This is a genomic window from Geobacter sp. (assembly GCA_009684525.1).
Lineage (GTDB): Bacteria > Desulfobacterota > Desulfuromonadia > Geobacterales > DSM-12255 > Geoanaerobacter.
Genome location: WKKR01000002.1, coordinates 387,293 through 402,574, shown reverse-complemented (window position 1 = coordinate 402,574; position 15,282 = coordinate 387,293). Strand labels below are relative to the sequence as shown.

Here is a 15,282-nt window from a genome sequence, read left to right as displayed (position 1 = left end):
CATCCTCCTCGGCCGGCACCAGCCGGCCCTGCCGACGGTTAACCGACCCGCCGGGCCACGAAGAACAGCTCTATATCGATCCGGTCATGCACCAGGTGCATCCCCAGTTTCTCGAACAGCTTCCCCGAACCGTAGGTAATATTCCAGTCGGTCCGGTCGAAGGCGAACAGCGCCTGGGCCTTGACGCTGCCATCTTCCTGCGGCATCACCGTTGCCGGCAGGGTGAGGGGCCGGGTAACCCCCTTGATGGTCAGCTCTCCCCGCACCAGGTGATCGGGTGTGCCGGGCGACGCCTCAGGAATCGGCTCCCACCCCTTGAGGACCATGGTGGCCACCGGATAGCGGGCAACGTCGAAGAAGTCTTCGGACTTCAGGTGGTTCACGAGCATCTGCCGGTAGCCTTCGTTCTTCAGGTCCAGGTTGATGATGCCGGTCATGTCCAGGGTGACGCTCCCCTGCCGCAACCCGCCTCCGGTGATAACCAGCTCGCCCTCCTGCAGCGGGACGCGGCCATAGTGCCGGTTATTGATATTGCGGCCGGTCCATTCCAGCACCGATGCCGTTGCATCGATCCGGTAGGTGCCGTCCATGAGCTGCGGCTCCCGCAGTGGCTCACCGGCCTGTGCAATCTGGTAGCCGGCAGCGCACCAGCCCGCCAGTCCCCCTTCCAGGATATGCACCTCGCGGTAGCCGGCAGCCACCAGCTTTTCACGGGCTATGACGGCTGCCCTGGTCCTGCCGGTGGCATCGTAGAGAACCAGCGGCAGGGACCGGTCCGGCGCCAGCTCGGCCATCCGGTCCAGAAACACCACCTCATAGACGCAGGCATTCAAAGCCCCGGGGAGATGGGTGGCGGCATACTCCTCCGGGGGCAGGATATCGATAATGAGCAGCGGCCCGCCGGCATCGAGCCGAAGCTGCAATTCGGTGCAACTGATGGTCGCATTCATGGCCGTCTCCTTTCGTTCCCTTTTGGTACTATTCTACACCCGCAGCAGTTCAACTGCCCTTACAATTATCTATTGCGTCCTCCGGCTCACCGGATTCAACCCTAGAATTCCCTGCAGGCAGAATCTCGGCCAGGATTTCCCTGCGTTTCTCCACTGGCGAAAATTGAAGTGTCTTTGTCATTGCGCCACAACAGGATGTATGGAAAGATGGCACCATGCACAAGCAACCTCCCGGACATACACGCAACCGCATCTTTGTAGCCGAAACCGGTATCACGTCGGCTCATTACCTGGAACCTTTACCAGCGAGACTACCTGCAGCAGAGGAGCCCAGCCCATGACCACCCATTCCGTTACCATCGTCACATTCGCCCTGCTTTCGGCGCTTTTACTCGGCTCTGCAGCCTTGGCTGCAGAAGGCAACACCACCCTGGCACCTCTGCAGAAAGCTTCAGGCGAAAAAACCGCATTCGATGGGATGCTGCAGGTAAGCAGCGCCTACTTCGGCCGCTTCCCGTTCATGCGGGCCGAGGATGTCTTCACCACGATCGTCAAGGGTGGCGACAGCTCCTACCTGCTGTTGAGCGTCCAGTCTCCGGACGAGTACGCCAGGGGGCATGTACCGGGTGCCGTCAATATCCCTTTGATGGAAATCACCGAGGCAAAGTCGCTGGCACGGCTCCCGCGGGACAAAAAGATTGTCTTAACCTGCGACAACGGCCATCGCTCCATGGCTGCCGCCCTGTTTCTCGGCCAGCTCGGGTATGAGACCTATGCCATGTCCATGGGGCTCAGTTACTGGAACGGCCCCGAGTCCGGCATAGCATCCCCCTACCCCGGCTCGGCCGGTTACCCGGTCAGCATGGTCGCCACTGACTCCCGGGAATCCATCGCTTTCTCTGCCGATACCGGTACCGGCACATCCGCAAGAGAGACCATCATCGACCGGACCAGGACCATTCTCGCAACCGATAGGAACCTGTTCATCGACAGGAGCGAGGTCTATGACAGGGCCGTCAAGGGTGGCGACAGAGGGTATCTGCTCGTCAGCCTCCAGCGACCTGCAGATTACGCCAAGGGACATGTACCGGGGGCTATCAACATCCCGTATTACGACATCGCCAAGGCCGAGAGCCTGCGCAAGCTCCCCAGAGACAAGAAGATCGTGCTGATCTGCTACGTTGGTCACTGGGCCGGGTCTGCGGCGCTGTTCCTGAATCAGCTGGGGTATGAGGCATATGACATGCGTTTCGGCACCCTGGGATGGAACGATACCACGGACGGCCTTGGGGAGGCCAAAGGGTATCTGGTTGCTCTGGAGAAATCTCTGAACCTGCCAATTGAGAAAGGGGTGCCCAAGAAATAACCTCCTCAGGCCGCTACAACTGCAGAAACAGCAAAGGCGGCCGATGGCCGCCTTTGTGTTATGAGAAAACTCGCCGAATTACTAGCAACGGCCACTCATCACCTTCCGTGGTTTAAACCGCCGGGAGCTTCAAGCTGAATTGTTTCTCAGCCTTCTTAAGTTGCTTGGCCGCCTTTTTCTCCTTGGGGGACATGGCTGCCGCTTTTTTGCCTTCTTTTCTCGTGCTTTCACCTTTACTCATGGCCTCTGCTCCTTGGTGCCGAGGGGGCATGGTGCGTATTCACCATACACAACGACTGTTCATACTATAACACTTTCCGGAGACGCAAAGGGTTTTACTTTCGATTTACGCACAAAGGCTGCAACAGCAAGCTTGTTTCCATCCGGGAACCTCGGGCGTTACACGAACCGTTCCCCCATCGGACCGAAGAATTGGCCGCCTTTCAGAACCGAATTTGGTATCGCCCGAATTCCCCGGGTGCTACGCCACCTCTGCCAACCCTACTTTCTCTTCATCTTCCGCCTCCATGATCCCGAACTCCATCAGCAGCGCTTCCAGCTCTTCCATCTCCAGCGGGGTGGGAATGACCAGCATCTTGTTGTCGCTGATCTTCTGCGCCAGGGTCCGGTATTCCTGGGCCTGTGGATGCTCCGGCGAGTATTCGATGACGGTCATCCGCCGCATCTCCGCCCGTTGTACCTGGTTGTCACGGGGTACGAAGTGGATCATCTGGGTGCCGAGCTTTTCGGCCAGCGCCGTGACCAGTTCGAATTCCTTGTCGGTTTTCCTGGCATTGCAGATCAGCCCCGCCAGACGGACCTTCCCGGAACTGGCGTATTTGAGGATACCCTTGGCAATGTTATTGGCCGCATACATGGCCATCATCTCCCCGGAACAGACGATGTAGATCTCCTCCGCCTTTCCCTCGCGGATCGGCATGGCAAACCCACCGCAGACCACGTCCCCCAGGACGTCGTAGAAGACGAAATCCAGGTCCGGGGTGTAGGCACCGTTCTCTTCGAGGAAGTTGATGGCGGTGATGACGCCGCGACCGGCACAACCGACACCAGGCTCGGGACCACCCGACTCGACACACTTGACATCGCCATACCCGACCTTCAGGACTTCATCCAACTCCAGGTCCTCCACGGTGCCACGCTCGCGTACCAGGTCCATGACCGTTGCCTGGGCCTTGGCATGCAGGATCAGGCGAGTGGAGTCGGCCTTGGGGTCGCATCCGACGATAAGGATCTTTTTACCTAACGCCGCGAGTCCGGCCACCGTATTCTGGGTAGTGGTCGATTTGCCGATGCCGCCTTTTCCGTAAATCGCGATCTGTCTCATATGAGCCTCCTTCGTCCGTAGTGGTGGACGTCAGCATGTATCGGGGGGCGAAACGAGGCGCCACATGGCGGCGGGATACCGTCGGCCATGATCCCCGGCCTTTGAGCCGTTTGCTCCATTCATGCCTGGTAGCGGAGTTGCCAGCAAATGGCCGCTACAAAAAAACGCCCCGCATCTCATGACTGAGAGCGGGGCGTGGGTGCCTGGTTGTCAGGGTCAGATGGTTGTGGTGGTGACGATTCGTCCGGTCACCATACCATGGGTACTACACTATCCATGCCGATCAGCCACCAAAACCGCCGACATCCGATCCCGTAGCCCCTGCGCGATCTGCTGCAACCTCAGGAGCATTGGCTTGCCAACGGATATGATTATGTTCTCTACAGGGTGACTGTTAATCGGGCAGCAGGTGCAAAGGAGGAGAATCTAATCGGGGGTTTCGTTCGACTGCAACAGAGACAGGGAAGGCGGCCGACTCATATGCAATCCACCGAATTCCTCCCGCATGGCCTATCCGACCGTCCGGTGCACAGCCAGCGGCCCCCAGGTCTGGTTGATGGACATCAGCTCCAGGGTGTTGATATTCACATGCGCGGGCCGGTCTACCACCCAGGCCACCGTCTCGGCGATATCCTCGGCAGTCAGCGGTTCGGCTCCGGCGTAAACGCCGGCAGCCCTCTGCTCATCCCCCTTGAACCGCACCTGGGAAAACTCCGTCTCAGCCATCCCCGGCTGAATACAGGTCACCCGAACCCGCGTGCCGAGCAGGTCGCAGCGCAGATTGCGCGAAAACTGGGTGACAAACGCCTTGGTGCCGCCATAGACGTTGCCTCCCGGATAGGGCCAGGCACCTGCGGTGGAGCCGATATTGACGATGTGCCCCCGATTGCGCGCCACCATGCCGGGCAGAACAAAACGTGTACAGTACATAAGCCCCTTGATGTTGGTATCCACCATGATCTCCCAGTCTTCCAGGTCGACCTTGTGGGCCGGTTCCAGCCCCAGGGCCAGGCCGGCGTTGTTCAGGAGCACGTCAATCCCGCGAAACCGCTCCGGCAGGGACGCAATCGCCCCCTGCACCGCCTCGCGGTCGCGGACATCCAACGGGATGATATGGGTATCACAGACTTGCGCCAGTTCCTCCTGCATCTGAAGCAAAGGGTCGATACGTCGGGCCGCCAGAATCAGTCGATTGCCGGGCCGGGCAAAACTTCGACTGCATGCCGCACCGAAACCGGAAGATGCGCCCGTGATAAAGATGGTTGTGCCGTCCATGGGATACCTCCTGGAAGGTGGGGTCGAACGCGGCAGAGGCGGGGTATGGCGAGACTATAGCGGAGAAAACGGATATTGCAAGACTTGGGGGGCAACCGACTTATACACTGTCACCGGTGCGTCCGCCTTCCGCCACCTCCTGCATCCTCGGTCGGGGCAGACAGCGCGAACGAATGCGGCGGATCAATGCAGGTACGACGAACATCGCCGCAAGAACGATCAGCATGGTCGTGTTGGGGTCGCGGACATAGGTGTTCAGGCCCAAGGTGGTGACCGCGATGACGGCGAAATAAAGCATGTCGCCGGCAATGGCGAATGCCCAGCCGGCAACGAAGCCGTGACCAGCGGCGAGAGCCGAGGCCCGTCCCGTCATGGGATCGACCCCGAAGGCAATCATGACGAGCGCCAGCGGGCCGGCCCCGGTTCCGCCAAAGTGGGCCACGCTCCGCACGGTGGCTTCCTGCATGAGGGCTCCAAAACGGGCAAGAATCGCTACCTTCCCGCAGATGCGAGCGATAAGGCGCAGGACCGGCTCAAAAGCAATGGCCAGCATGAGATCCGACACCAGGTAGAGCAGGACGGTAATGGGCCAGGCAACGCCCTTGGCCTGGGCGAGCAGGACCCCGGCAGGGATGCCACCCCCGACGGGGATGATGAAGAGCTTCAGCACGGACAGCATGTTCGATAGCGATGGATGCATGACGTCAGGCAAGGTAGGGCGACCCGGCCATCTCCACCTGGGTCAGGAACAGCCGTGTATCGAATTCCAGCTGGTGGTAGGCGGGTTCCATATATTCGCAGAGCTGGTAGAAGGCCTTGTTGTGTTCCTTCTCCTTCAAGTGCGCCAGCTCGTGCACGACAATCATCTTCAGGAATTCCACGGGAGCGTCCCTGAAGATGGCTGCGATACGGATTTCGTGCTTTGCCTTCAGCTTGGCCCCCTGTACCCGGGAGACAAAGGTGTGGGTCCCCAGGGCGTTGTTGATCACATGCAGCTTCCCGTCGTAGGCAACCCGGCTCAGCGCCTGGGCAGTCCGCATGAACTCGTTCTTGATGGCGACGGTAAAATCGTAGAGCGCCCTGTCGGTCCTGATCTCGTGCAGCTTCGGATAGCGCTGCACAAGGACGCTGCCCAACCGGTTTTCCGCCACCAGCTGCTCCACCTGGGCCGTGATCTGCGGGGCATAGCCTGCCAGATATTTCAAATGGTGCATCGAGCCGTTTTTTCCCTTCTCGTCGTTGCCGTATCATAGCCGCAGCTCGCACCACAGGTCAAATCATGTCTCGCACCGACAGTAAAAAGCGGCCGGGTCGGCCGCTTCAATGGCAATCCATCGACAGTTCGAGCAGCTCAGGCTCTCTTATTTCTGCGCCGCATTCCGGCCGGCCATGTAGCTGGTGATGAGGCAACGATACGACGGGAGGTGATTGGACAACAGGTTCCCCAGCCCTTCGATATCGTTACGCCAGTCGCGGTGCAACTCACAGGCAACCGCAAACCAGTTCATGAGCTGACACCCGGCTTGCGTCATGCGCGCCCAGGCGGCATCGCGCGTCGTCTTGTTGAATGTGCCGGACGCGTCGGCAACGACAAACACTTCATAGCCTTCCTCCCGTGCGGACAGGGCAGGAAACGCGACGCAGACTTCCGTCACAATGCCGGCAATGAGCAACTGCCCTTTCCCCGTCGACCTGACCGCCTTCACGAAATCTTCGTTATCCCAGGCGTTGATATTGCCGGGACGCGCTATGTAGGGCGAGTCCGGGAACAGCGCTTTCAGTTCCGGGACAAGCGGCCCGTTCGGGCCATCCTCGAAGCTGGTGGTAAGAATCGTGGGGAGCTTGAAATACTTGGCAGTATCGGCCAGCGCCAGAACGTTATTTTTGAAGTCGTCCGGAGAAAAATCCTGGACCAGGTTGACCAGCCCCGATTGGTGGTCGACGAGCAAAACCGCAACGTCATTCTTGTCGAGGCGTTTGTATGTGAATTGGGTATTCATGCCTTCCTCCTTCTGTTGGCATTCTGCATGCCGCTGCAGCTCTTCCCGCCAACGTACTAGAATCTGCCTAGGGATATTTTACACCTTAATGAAAGAAGGAGTATTGATAAATTCTCCAGTACCGCAGCAACAGACAAGGCGGCCAATTGGCCGCCTTGTCCAGCAGGAATGTCACCCCTCGGATTCCCCTATTAAAATACTTTGTATTGACAATCTTTATCCATATATTTATATATCTACAAAATACATTATTTAATGTGCCATAGATACACGACAATACTCAACCACTCGCGAGGGTGGGGCGGAAAGCCCACAGGGTCTCACCGAGACAGCCGGGTTGCCGAAATATCACTGTGATATTCAGGCAACCCGGCTTTTTTTGTGCCATACAACCCAGCCGGAAAGGAGAAGGAGCTCAAGCTCGCCACATTGCATTCAGTAGTTTGACCGGTGTTGACAACGAACCTTCCGGACTGTGCAGTCAAATGCCATCGACGTAGCGCCATTGCTGGCGATATCTTTCATTGCCGAGGCGATTCGTTCTCCCGGCAGAAAATGGAGGCCCGATGATTCATTTTGCACGCACATCCAGGAACCTGTATGGTCGCACGATTTTGTCGCTGTTAACGTTCATGCTGGTGCCGGCCCTTGCCTATGCCGATACCCTGGCAGTCACAACCAACAAGTCGACGTATGTTGCGGGAGAAGTCATGAAGGTAACAGCCGTCTACAAGACAAAAGACGGCAAGCCGATTACCAGACCCACCAGCCGTGAGGTTCGCATCAAAGACCCCTCCGGGGACGAGAAGGCTGAAACAGCCATGCAAAACGTCGGCAACGGTGTCTATACCTACAATTACACCATTCGCTCCTCTGCGGCTGCGGGCAGATGGGAAGTACGCGGCACGTTCGTCTATAAGAACGTGGAAACCAAGGGATATGCCTACCCCAGTGTATCCTCCACCACGGCGGACACCACCGCGCCGGTCACGACAGCCTCGCCGACAGGCGGCACATTCAGCTCCTCAGTCACGGTGTCCCTGGCCCGCAACGAGTCAGGCACCACCTACTACACCACCAACGGCACCACTCCGACAACGTCGTCCCCGGTCTATACCGCGCCGCTTACCTTCTCTGCGACGACCACCCTCAAATATTTTTCCCGGGACGCCGCCGGCAACAGTGAAGCGGTAAAAACCCAGACCTACACCATATCCGGCACTACCGGTGGCGGCAGCGGCTCCGGCCACACCTCCCTGACCTGGACGGGCTACAACATGTGCCGCAGCTGCCATGCCACAGAGGCATCCGAAATGTTCAATTCGGTGCACTACCAGTGGCGCGGCGCATCCGCGACAACCACCGGCCCGGCCACACAGGGCAAGTTTTCCGAAACCGTCGACAACAGTACCGCCATGAACTCTTACTGCATCAACATTCTCGGCAACTGGAACAACTATTCGGGCTGCAGCAACTGCCACGTCGGCCTCGGTGCCAAGCCGAGCGGCACCTCCAGTGCCGCACAACTGGATAACATCGACTGCCTCATCTGTCACCAGAAGGACTATAAGCGGACCCGTTCCAACTCCGGTGGCACCTACGCGCCGAACACCGCCCAGATGAGTATCAGCATGGATCAGGCGGTACAGACGGTCACCAAGCCGACCCGCTCCACCTGCCTCCAGTGCCACGCCAAGGGAGGGGGCGGCGACAACTTCAAGCGCGGCGACCTTACCCTGGCCCACGGATCGACCACCGATGCCGCCTTCGACGTGCATATGGCAACCACGCGCGGCAACCTGTCGTGCCAGGCATGCCATACCACCTCCAGCCACAAGATGGCCGGCCATGGCAGCGACCTCCGGCCTACAGAGAGTGCAGCGACCATCAGCTGCTCCACCAGCACCTGCCACCCGACAAAGGCGAGCACCACCAGCGGCCACACCACCACGGACGTCAATCACCACATCGGCCGCGTTTCCTGCCAGGCGTGCCATATAAAGACGTATGCGAAGAATGCTGCCGACACCGCTGCCACGGAAGCGACCGAAACGCACCGCACCTGGCAGCTGTCCGTCTGGAATGCGGCTCTCAACCGGTATGAGCCGACCATTACCCTGGCAAACAACCTGACTCCGAAGTATGCCTTCTGGGACGGCTCCAGCTGGGGAAGCAACCTGCTCGATACCCCTGTTATCGATCCGGCGACCGGCGCCTATAAGATTTCCCGCCCCAACGGCGCCATCAACGGCCCTGCCGGGACCAAGCTCTATCCGTTCAAGTACAAGACCTCCGAGGTGCCGCTCGATACCAGCCGCAACAAGCTGATCGCCATCGACACGAGCATCTACTTCAATACCGGCCTGGTTGCCGATGCCATAAACCAGGGGATGGTCAATATGGGCTTCTCTGCCGGCGAGCCCTATTCCTGGGTCAAGACCGACGAGTATCAGCTCATCACCCACGAAGTGCCGCCGGCTGCGAGCAACGTCCTGGCCTGCGCCGACTGCCACAAAAACACCGCCCGGATGAATCTCCCGGCCATGGGCTATGCGCTGAAAGCGGCAAAGTCGGTCGTCTGCTCCCAGTGCCACGGCGACGAATCCTATTCCGATTATCTCTGGGTGCACAACAAGCATGTGAAAGGGGAAGGATACGACTGCTCCTTCTGCCACACCTTTTCCCGCGCAGCGGAGCGTGGCCTGAAGACTACCAAGTAACCCGATATCTCCCGGATGAACCTGAAAAAAAAGGGGCGCTTCTTTCGAGGAGCGCCCCTTGTGCATCCAGAGGAGGGGGAAGGCCGTCACTCGATCTGCTGGCAGTCGTCAAGGAACTGCTGAAGCACATTCTCTTCGACCCCTGCCAATGCGGCAATGCGTGAGAGGCGCGGGAAGGCCCACATGCTCGCTGCCTCGGCAAGACAGGTGCCGTCCGGGGCATGGATGGACATTGTCACTTCCGCAGCGGCAGGGGCAAAAGAGACGATCCGCGCCTCCAGGTGGATGTCGGTGTCGGTGCGGACCGGCTTCAGAAATCGAACCGTCATCTCGCGGGTGACGCCGAGTTTCCCGTGGCGTGCAAAGAGGGCATATGCGGCTGCCTCGTCCATGAGTGCCGAAATGATGCCGCCATGGACCATTCCGTCAAAGCCGCAGTATGAACCGGGAACCCGGCAGACGGAAACGACACCGGCCTCGGTGTGACGAAAGCGGATCTGCAGCCCATGGGGATGCCCTTCCGAACACACAAAACAGCTTCCGGGCCAGCGACCGCGAACCGGCGGCAGGTCCCCCATCTCTTCAGCATGCAGTGGTAATCGATGCTCAGCCATGGCAACTCCCAGGGGTTTTGCCCCCGAGTATACTGCCTCGGCGTGCGAAAAACAAGAAAGGCGGACTATCGGCCGTTTTCGCATCAAGTTTGCTCCCGGAAATTGCCTCAGACTGCTCCCATGACCCCATTCTTTCAGAGAGATGTTGCGCCGCACCACTCGAAAATGTTACATAGATATGCCCAACTCATCACGATGCCTGAAGAGATTGGGGAATGCAGGGTCATATCACATTTAATGAGGTTGAAAAAATGACAATGACACACTTTGGTCCGACCGGACTGATCGCAACGCTCGTCCCGAAAATAGCCCAACAGTGGGGAACGCCGGTCTATCTGCATGATCAGGAATACATAGAAAAAAGCTGTGAACAGTTGCTGAACATGCCGAATGCCTACGGTCTGCATGTCCGCTACGCCATGAAGGCCAATTCGGATCGTACCGTCCTGCGGGTCGTCACCAGCAAGGGGCTGGATCTGGACTGCTCGTCGCTCGACGAAGCGGCCCGCGCCCATAGCGCCGGCATCCCCTACAGCCGGATGATGCTGACGACTCAGGAGGTGCCGACCGGTGCGGAACGCGCCGAACTGGAGGAGATGATCAAGGCAGGCCTCAGGTACAACGTCTGCTCCATGCTGCAGTACCAACTGATCGCCGACTTTGCCCAAAAGAACAGGATCGACCTCTCCATGCGGGTCCATCCGGGAGCGGCCGGCGGCGGCGAGAGCACGACCCGCGATACCGGCAGCGAATATTCCTGCTTCGGCGTCCACCTGAACGACGTCCCCAGGGTCAAGGCCCTGGCCGACCAACAGGGAATCCGCTTCACCCAGGTCCATGTCCATATCGGCTCCGGGGGCGACCCGGAAAAGTGGCGGGAGAACATCGACCGTGAACTCGGTTTCGTCAAGGCCTATTTCCCCGATGCCGTCACCGTCAGCTTCGGCGGCGGGCTCAAGGTCGCCCGGATGCCAGGGGAAAAGCAGGCCGACATCGCCGCGCTGGGTGCCTATGCCAAGCAGCGGATCGAGGAGTTCAAGGAGGCCACCGGCCGCGAACTGGAGATGGAGATCGAGCCGGGCACCTTTGTGGTAGCCAACTCGGGCCATATCATCACCCGCATCATCGACAAGAAGCTGACCAACGAGATGAACTTCCTGATCGTCGACGGCGGCATGGAACTCTTGACCCGCCCGCTTCTGTACGGCTCCGAGCATCCCATTGCCATCGTCCGCCAGGACGGGACGCTTCTCTCCAGCGAATATGACCAGACGCCGACAACCGGGCTGAAGTCGTTCGGCATCGTCGGGCGCTGCTGCGAAAGCGGCGATTCGGTGCGTCTGGACAGCGACGGCAACATCGTGCCGGTGCTGATTGTTGAACCGGAAATCGGCGACTTCGTCGTCATCGGCGGCACCGGTGCCTATTCCGAGAGCATGTCGCCGGAAAACTACAACTCGCACCGCAAACCGGGGGCCGTCATGAAGACCAAGAGCGGCGAACTGGTGCAGATCAGGAAGAAACAGGTTCGCGAACAGCTGATCCAGAATGAGCTGGATGTGAAACTGTAAGCGATCACAAAATAGTGCTCAGGAAACAGCAGAGGCGGCCAATCGGTCGCCTTTTGCTTTAAGTATTGATCTCTCCGGAATTACAGCATCTACTGCCCGCCAGAGCGAGTATAATACAGGTAAGAGATCATCGAACCATCAGGAGGAAGGGACCATGACCACGACATCGTGCGAAAACGACCAGTCCCCGATCCATCTGCGCGGGCTGTTGCGGCACTTTGCCGACCTGCGCGATGGTACCCATGGCGACGGAGCAGTCAGCCGTACCGACAAGGAGCAGCTCTTTGACGCTGCCGTCGGCTACCTAGACCCCTGCGCCCGCCAGGCCCTGGACGAGATAAACGAAACCCTGCTGCTGGGGAGCGGTACGGTCACCGCCATCGGCGTCACCAGGTCGCCAAACGGCGACAGCGCCGCAGCCTGGACTTTGAGCTGGCCGGAGCAGGCCCGGGCGGGTATCCCTCCCATCACTCTGGAAGCATTCTTCGGGCACAGCTTCCACCACCCGCACTTGCATGGCGGAACCGTGGGGGTCTGGCCGCTCAACGTCTTCAGCGCAGCAGATGCCGTTGCCGAGCTGCCGACGCTACGGGCGATTGCGACCGCCGAGCTGCACAACCTGGTTTTCCGGAGCGATTACCGCATTGTCCCGGCAATCACCCGCCCTCTGCCGTAAACGAACTCCGGGCGTTGTCCGGGCGGGGTCCGGACTCGCCGGCATGTTCCAGGACCGGCAGAGCCATGCAAAAGGAGGCAGCAAATGAAAAGGACCTCTCTATCCATGCCGGAACTGGCCCTCATCGCCGGAACCCGTGCGGCACTCGGCGCGGGTGCGGCCCTGATTTTCGGCGACCGTCTGGCCAGGGAACAGAAAAAAGCAATCGGCTGGACCCTTTTTCTGGTCGGGGCAGCTACAACCGTACCGCTTCTGGCAATCGTCATCAGCAGGCAAAAGGAAAGGTAGTATCGGTTAGTGATTCGCCCATCTGATTCTCGAAACGACAAAAGGCGGCCGATATTTGCCGCCTTTTGAATTAAGCATGATGTCCCTGCAATTCTGTCCAATGGATGCATATTTGAAAATAGTTTTCAATTTCTAAATATGTGCTAAACTGTAGGCAAAGAAGAAGGAAGGAGGGAATGGCAATGCTAGACAGAACCGGCGACTGGTGCTTCGAGGGCGGATGCACCTACCTGACGAGTGATGACGATACTGTTCGCAGCAACAAACGGGAGAGTGTGGAACAGGATGATTTTTACTGCGTGCCCTGCGTGGGCAGTTATGATTGACAGGGCTGCGAAGAACTTCGTAAGAACACGGATGAGCGCAAGGCGGCCGAGTGGCTGCCTTGCGTAGTCTCCTCCTCCTTCCTGCCCCTTCATTGCATAGAGTGCAGATAGTTCCATTGATTTTTATGTCCGATTCACTACTTCGGTGATCCATCGAGAAACTCGATGATCGCTGGAATGACCGACTGTGGTGCCTCTTCCATCAGCCAATGTCCTGAGCCCGGTACAACTACCCCTCTGACATCGATTGCCACCAATTTGGCCTGTTCGATGAGGAAGGTGCCGCTGGCCTTTTCACCTGTAAGAACAAGCACCGGCATGGAAAGGAACCGTACTCGCCGCATGGGTTGCAGATGTCAGTACAAATATTGTTGCAAAGGTTGAAAGTCCGGCAACAACGCCATGCCATAATTGTGTTGGTAGCCGTAACATAGAGCTCACCTTTCCTTTCATAACGTTATATCTGTTGCCGTCGTGCACGTTTCAGCAATGGGCTGAACAGCTTCACCAGCACGGGCATGACTATCCAGGTCAGCAGACAAACGATGCCGACTGAAACCACCAGCGCCTGCAGAACCGGCGGCAGGCCGCCGATCAGGGGTGCCAGCGCATTAGACACGAAGATACTGACCGGCCAGACCCCCAGCACCGTGATGATCGCCATCTTCCACCGGGCAGGAGCCTTTGCGCCATCCGTTTCGAACCAGTATTCCAGGCCCCGTTCCACATGGTAGGTCGGCTGTTCTTCCCTGAACTGCTCGGCCTTTGTCAGAAATTCCCGCCGCACGTCCGAATTCATCCAGGCCTTCAGATGTTCGTCGGTGTCGAACCTGAAGACGATCACATACTCCGACTCCCTGGCATCGTGATGAACCACGTTCAGCCCGAGATGTCCGGGAAACTTGAGAGCTGCCGCAGAAACATCCCGGAACCAGGCGTCGAATTCCTGCTCATGACCAGGGCGAACATGCCAGGTGACAACCACCGTCACCTGGCCGCTTTCTATCCGGGTCACTTTCATGGTCAGTTTCCTGTAGATCCGGCGCGACTGGCAGGAGCGCCGTGCACCATGGTGTAGGCATATTCAACTCCCTGGCCATAGGCGCCGCAGTGCTCCTTGACCACTTCGATGACCGCGTTGTAGGTATCCTTACGGGCCCAGTCACGTTGGTACTCAAGCAACACCTGCAGTGCGGTGACCGGCACCACACCAGCCTGCTCGATACGCCGCATGGCGGCATTATGAGCCGCAACGCTGGTGCCGCCGGAGGCGTCTTCGACGGCATAGACCTCATAGCCGGCCTGGAGCGCCTCAAGGGCCGGGAAGGCCAGGCATACTTCGGTCCAGAGAGCCGCCATGATCAGTTTTTTGCGGCCGGTGGCAACGACCGCCTCAACCAGCTTGGCATCTTCCCAGGAGTTCATGCTGCTCCGTTCAACCGGCTCCTGGTCGGGGAAGATATCGAGCAGCTGCGGCCACATGTTGCCGGAGAAACTTTTCGTTTCCACGGTAGTGAGGATTGTGGGGACATTGAAAATTTTTGCGGCCTTGGCGAGAAGCATCACGTTGTTGAACAGGGTCTGGCGGTCGATATTGGCAACTCCGAAGGTCATCTGCGGTTGAAAGTCGATTAGTATCAGAGCGCTGTTCTGTGGGTTCAACAGTTCCGTTTTCATGGTATGCCTCCTAACAAGACAATTATTGTCTTCTATAGATCAACAATAGGCCTCTGAGCTTAAAATATCAAGCCAACGCATAGAGGAGTTTAGTAACTATGGTGTCCTCGAAACCAGCAGGGCGAAAAAGAGCCATGATGGAAACCAAGTAAACTATCCCCGCAATATCCGAATTGTGCGATAATAGGGTATGAAAAGAGGTGAGACGATATGAGATGCGACTATAAGGACGATTTCAAGGTCGACTACTCTGGCGGTTCACTGCATATCACGAAAGGCAAGGATGTTGATCTGGTAGTCAGGGAAGGACAGATTCCTGCCAACTATAAGGCATGCCTTGATTCAGCGGTGAAACGCGACAGCTGTCACGAATTGCGGTCGGCAGCACGTGGCATAACGAACACCATCGACCGGGCATTCAACAGAGAATGACGCGTAGCCCGAACAAAAAAGGCGGCCAATCGGCCGCCTTTT

At 58.2% G+C, this 15,282-nt stretch carries 16 protein-coding genes, 1 pseudogene and 1 riboswitch; of the genes and pseudogenes, 7 read left to right on the top strand and 10 right to left on the bottom strand.

The features are described 5' to 3' along the window. Positions 1–38: 38 nt before the first annotated feature. The gene (locus GJT30_08125) at positions 39–950 is read right to left on the bottom strand and encodes a sulfurtransferase (GenBank protein ID MSM39572.1); all 912 of its coding nucleotides are present in this window, start codon (positions 948–950) and stop codon (positions 39–41) included. Between GJT30_08125 and GJT30_08120 the strand changes: the two genes are divergently transcribed. Further along, positions 886–2,316, top strand: a complete 1,431-nt coding sequence (locus GJT30_08120; GenBank protein MSM39571.1) for a hypothetical protein — start codon at positions 886–888, stop codon at positions 2,314–2,316. The genes GJT30_08125 and GJT30_08120 overlap by 65 nt on opposite strands. A gap of 481 nt (positions 2,317–2,797) precedes the next feature. Here GJT30_08120 and nifH read toward each other — a convergent pair whose 3' ends face one another. The 5 genes from nifH to GJT30_08095 form a co-directional block, all read right to left on the bottom strand. Beyond that, the gene (gene nifH, locus GJT30_08115; protein MSM39570.1) at positions 2,798–3,661 is read right to left on the bottom strand and encodes a nitrogenase iron protein; all 864 of its coding nucleotides are present in this window, start codon (positions 3,659–3,661) and stop codon (positions 2,798–2,800) included. A gap of 510 nt (positions 3,662–4,171) precedes the next feature. Continuing rightward, complete coding sequence (locus GJT30_08110; GenBank protein ID MSM39569.1) at positions 4,172–4,936, bottom strand: SDR family NAD(P)-dependent oxidoreductase; 765 nt, start codon at positions 4,934–4,936, stop codon at positions 4,172–4,174. A 100-nt stretch (positions 4,937–5,036) separates the two neighbouring features. Then, positions 5,037–5,636 (bottom strand): hypothetical protein, encoded by a 600-nt coding sequence (locus GJT30_08105; GenBank protein MSM39568.1) that lies wholly within the window; start codon positions 5,634–5,636, stop codon positions 5,037–5,039. 4 nt (positions 5,637–5,640) lie between these two features. Continuing rightward, on the bottom strand, positions 5,641–6,150 hold the full coding sequence (locus GJT30_08100) for a DUF45 domain-containing protein (GenBank protein MSM39567.1): 510 nt from the start codon (positions 6,148–6,150) through the stop codon (positions 5,641–5,643). A gap of 147 nt (positions 6,151–6,297) precedes the next feature. After that, on the bottom strand, positions 6,298–6,936 hold the full coding sequence (locus tag GJT30_08095; protein ID MSM39566.1) for an isochorismatase family protein: 639 nt from the start codon (positions 6,934–6,936) through the stop codon (positions 6,298–6,300). A gap of 268 nt (positions 6,937–7,204) precedes the next feature. Then, positions 7,205–7,281, top strand: a riboswitch (cyclic di-GMP riboswitch). 287 nt (positions 7,282–7,568) lie between these two features. Here GJT30_08095 and GJT30_08090 point away from each other — a divergent pair. Beyond that, positions 7,569–9,656, top strand: a complete 2,088-nt coding sequence (locus tag GJT30_08090; protein ID MSM39565.1) for an alpha-2-macroglobulin — start codon at positions 7,569–7,571, stop codon at positions 9,654–9,656. Between the two features lie 86 nt (positions 9,657–9,742). Here the strand turns inward: GJT30_08090 and GJT30_08085 are convergent, their stop codons facing one another. Beyond that, entirely contained in the window at positions 9,743–10,270 is a 528-nt protein-coding gene (locus GJT30_08085) for a hotdog fold thioesterase (protein ID MSM39564.1), read from the bottom strand. Between the two features lie 251 nt (positions 10,271–10,521). Here GJT30_08085 and GJT30_08080 point away from each other — a divergent pair, with 251 nt between their 5' ends. From GJT30_08080 to GJT30_08065, 4 genes are all read left to right on the top strand, one after another. After that, positions 10,522–11,841: a diaminopimelate decarboxylase gene (locus tag GJT30_08080; GenBank protein MSM39563.1), complete on the top strand. Its 1,320-nt coding sequence runs from the start codon at positions 10,522–10,524 to the stop codon at positions 11,839–11,841. Positions 11,842–11,995: 154 nt separating this feature from the next. Continuing rightward, positions 11,996–12,517 carry a hypothetical protein gene (locus GJT30_08075; protein MSM39562.1) on the top strand — a complete coding sequence of 174 codons (522 nt, stop codon included), beginning with the start codon at positions 11,996–11,998 and terminating at the stop codon, positions 12,515–12,517. 84 nt (positions 12,518–12,601) lie between these two features. Next, positions 12,602–12,805, top strand: a complete 204-nt coding sequence (locus tag GJT30_08070) for a hypothetical protein (protein MSM39561.1) — start codon at positions 12,602–12,604, stop codon at positions 12,803–12,805. A 182-nt stretch (positions 12,806–12,987) separates the two neighbouring features. Beyond that, complete coding sequence (locus GJT30_08065) at positions 12,988–13,131, top strand: hypothetical protein (GenBank protein MSM39560.1); 144 nt, start codon at positions 12,988–12,990, stop codon at positions 13,129–13,131. A 137-nt stretch (positions 13,132–13,268) separates the two neighbouring features. Here GJT30_08065 and GJT30_08060 read toward each other — a convergent pair. The 3 genes and pseudogenes from GJT30_08060 to GJT30_08050 all read right to left on the bottom strand — a co-directional run bounded on the left by GJT30_08060 (position 13,269) and on the right by GJT30_08050 (position 14,808). Then, positions 13,269–13,457, bottom strand: a pseudogene (locus GJT30_08060) (alpha/beta hydrolase). Positions 13,458–13,588: 131 nt separating this feature from the next. Then, entirely contained in the window at positions 13,589–14,152 is a 564-nt protein-coding gene (locus tag GJT30_08055) for a hypothetical protein (protein MSM39559.1), read from the bottom strand. Positions 14,153–14,154: 2 nt separating this feature from the next. Next, complete coding sequence (locus GJT30_08050; GenBank protein ID MSM39558.1) at positions 14,155–14,808, bottom strand: isochorismatase family protein; 654 nt, start codon at positions 14,806–14,808, stop codon at positions 14,155–14,157. A gap of 210 nt (positions 14,809–15,018) precedes the next feature. Between GJT30_08050 and GJT30_08045 the strand changes: the two genes are divergently transcribed. Then, positions 15,019–15,240: a hypothetical protein gene (locus tag GJT30_08045; protein MSM39557.1), complete on the top strand. Its 222-nt coding sequence runs from the start codon at positions 15,019–15,021 to the stop codon at positions 15,238–15,240. Positions 15,241–15,282: the final 42 nt, after the last annotated feature.

Coding starts and splice junctions, on each gene's coding strand:
- GJT30_08120 (MSM39571.1), top strand. CDS start 886: ATGAGCAGCGGCCCGCCGGCATCGAGCCGAAGCTGCAATTCGGTGCAA.
- GJT30_08125 (MSM39572.1), bottom strand. CDS start 950: ATGAATGCGACCATCAGTTGCACCGAATTGCAGCTTCGGCTCGATGCC.
- nifH (MSM39570.1), bottom strand. CDS start 3,661: ATGAGACAGATCGCGATTTACGGAAAAGGCGGCATCGGCAAATCGACC.
- GJT30_08110 (MSM39569.1), bottom strand. CDS start 4,936: ATGGACGGCACAACCATCTTTATCACGGGCGCATCTTCCGGTTTCGGT.
- GJT30_08105 (MSM39568.1), bottom strand. CDS start 5,636: ATGCATCCATCGCTATCGAACATGCTGTCCGTGCTGAAGCTCTTCATC.
- GJT30_08100 (MSM39567.1), bottom strand. CDS start 6,150: ATGCACCATTTGAAATATCTGGCAGGCTATGCCCCGCAGATCACGGCC.
- GJT30_08095 (MSM39566.1), bottom strand. CDS start 6,936: ATGAATACCCAATTCACATACAAACGCCTCGACAAGAATGACGTTGCG.
- GJT30_08090 (MSM39565.1), top strand. CDS start 7,569: ATGCTGGTGCCGGCCCTTGCCTATGCCGATACCCTGGCAGTCACAACC.
- GJT30_08085 (MSM39564.1), bottom strand. CDS start 10,270: ATGGCTGAGCATCGATTACCACTGCATGCTGAAGAGATGGGGGACCTG.
- GJT30_08080 (MSM39563.1), top strand. CDS start 10,522: ATGACAATGACACACTTTGGTCCGACCGGACTGATCGCAACGCTCGTC.
- GJT30_08075 (MSM39562.1), top strand. CDS start 11,996: ATGACCACGACATCGTGCGAAAACGACCAGTCCCCGATCCATCTGCGC.
- GJT30_08070 (MSM39561.1), top strand. CDS start 12,602: ATGAAAAGGACCTCTCTATCCATGCCGGAACTGGCCCTCATCGCCGGA.
- GJT30_08065 (MSM39560.1), top strand. CDS start 12,988: ATGCTAGACAGAACCGGCGACTGGTGCTTCGAGGGCGGATGCACCTAC.
- GJT30_08055 (MSM39559.1), bottom strand. CDS start 14,152: ATGAAAGTGACCCGGATAGAAAGCGGCCAGGTGACGGTGGTTGTCACC.
- GJT30_08050 (MSM39558.1), bottom strand. CDS start 14,808: ATGAAAACGGAACTGTTGAACCCACAGAACAGCGCTCTGATACTAATC.
- GJT30_08045 (MSM39557.1), top strand. CDS start 15,019: ATGAGATGCGACTATAAGGACGATTTCAAGGTCGACTACTCTGGCGGT.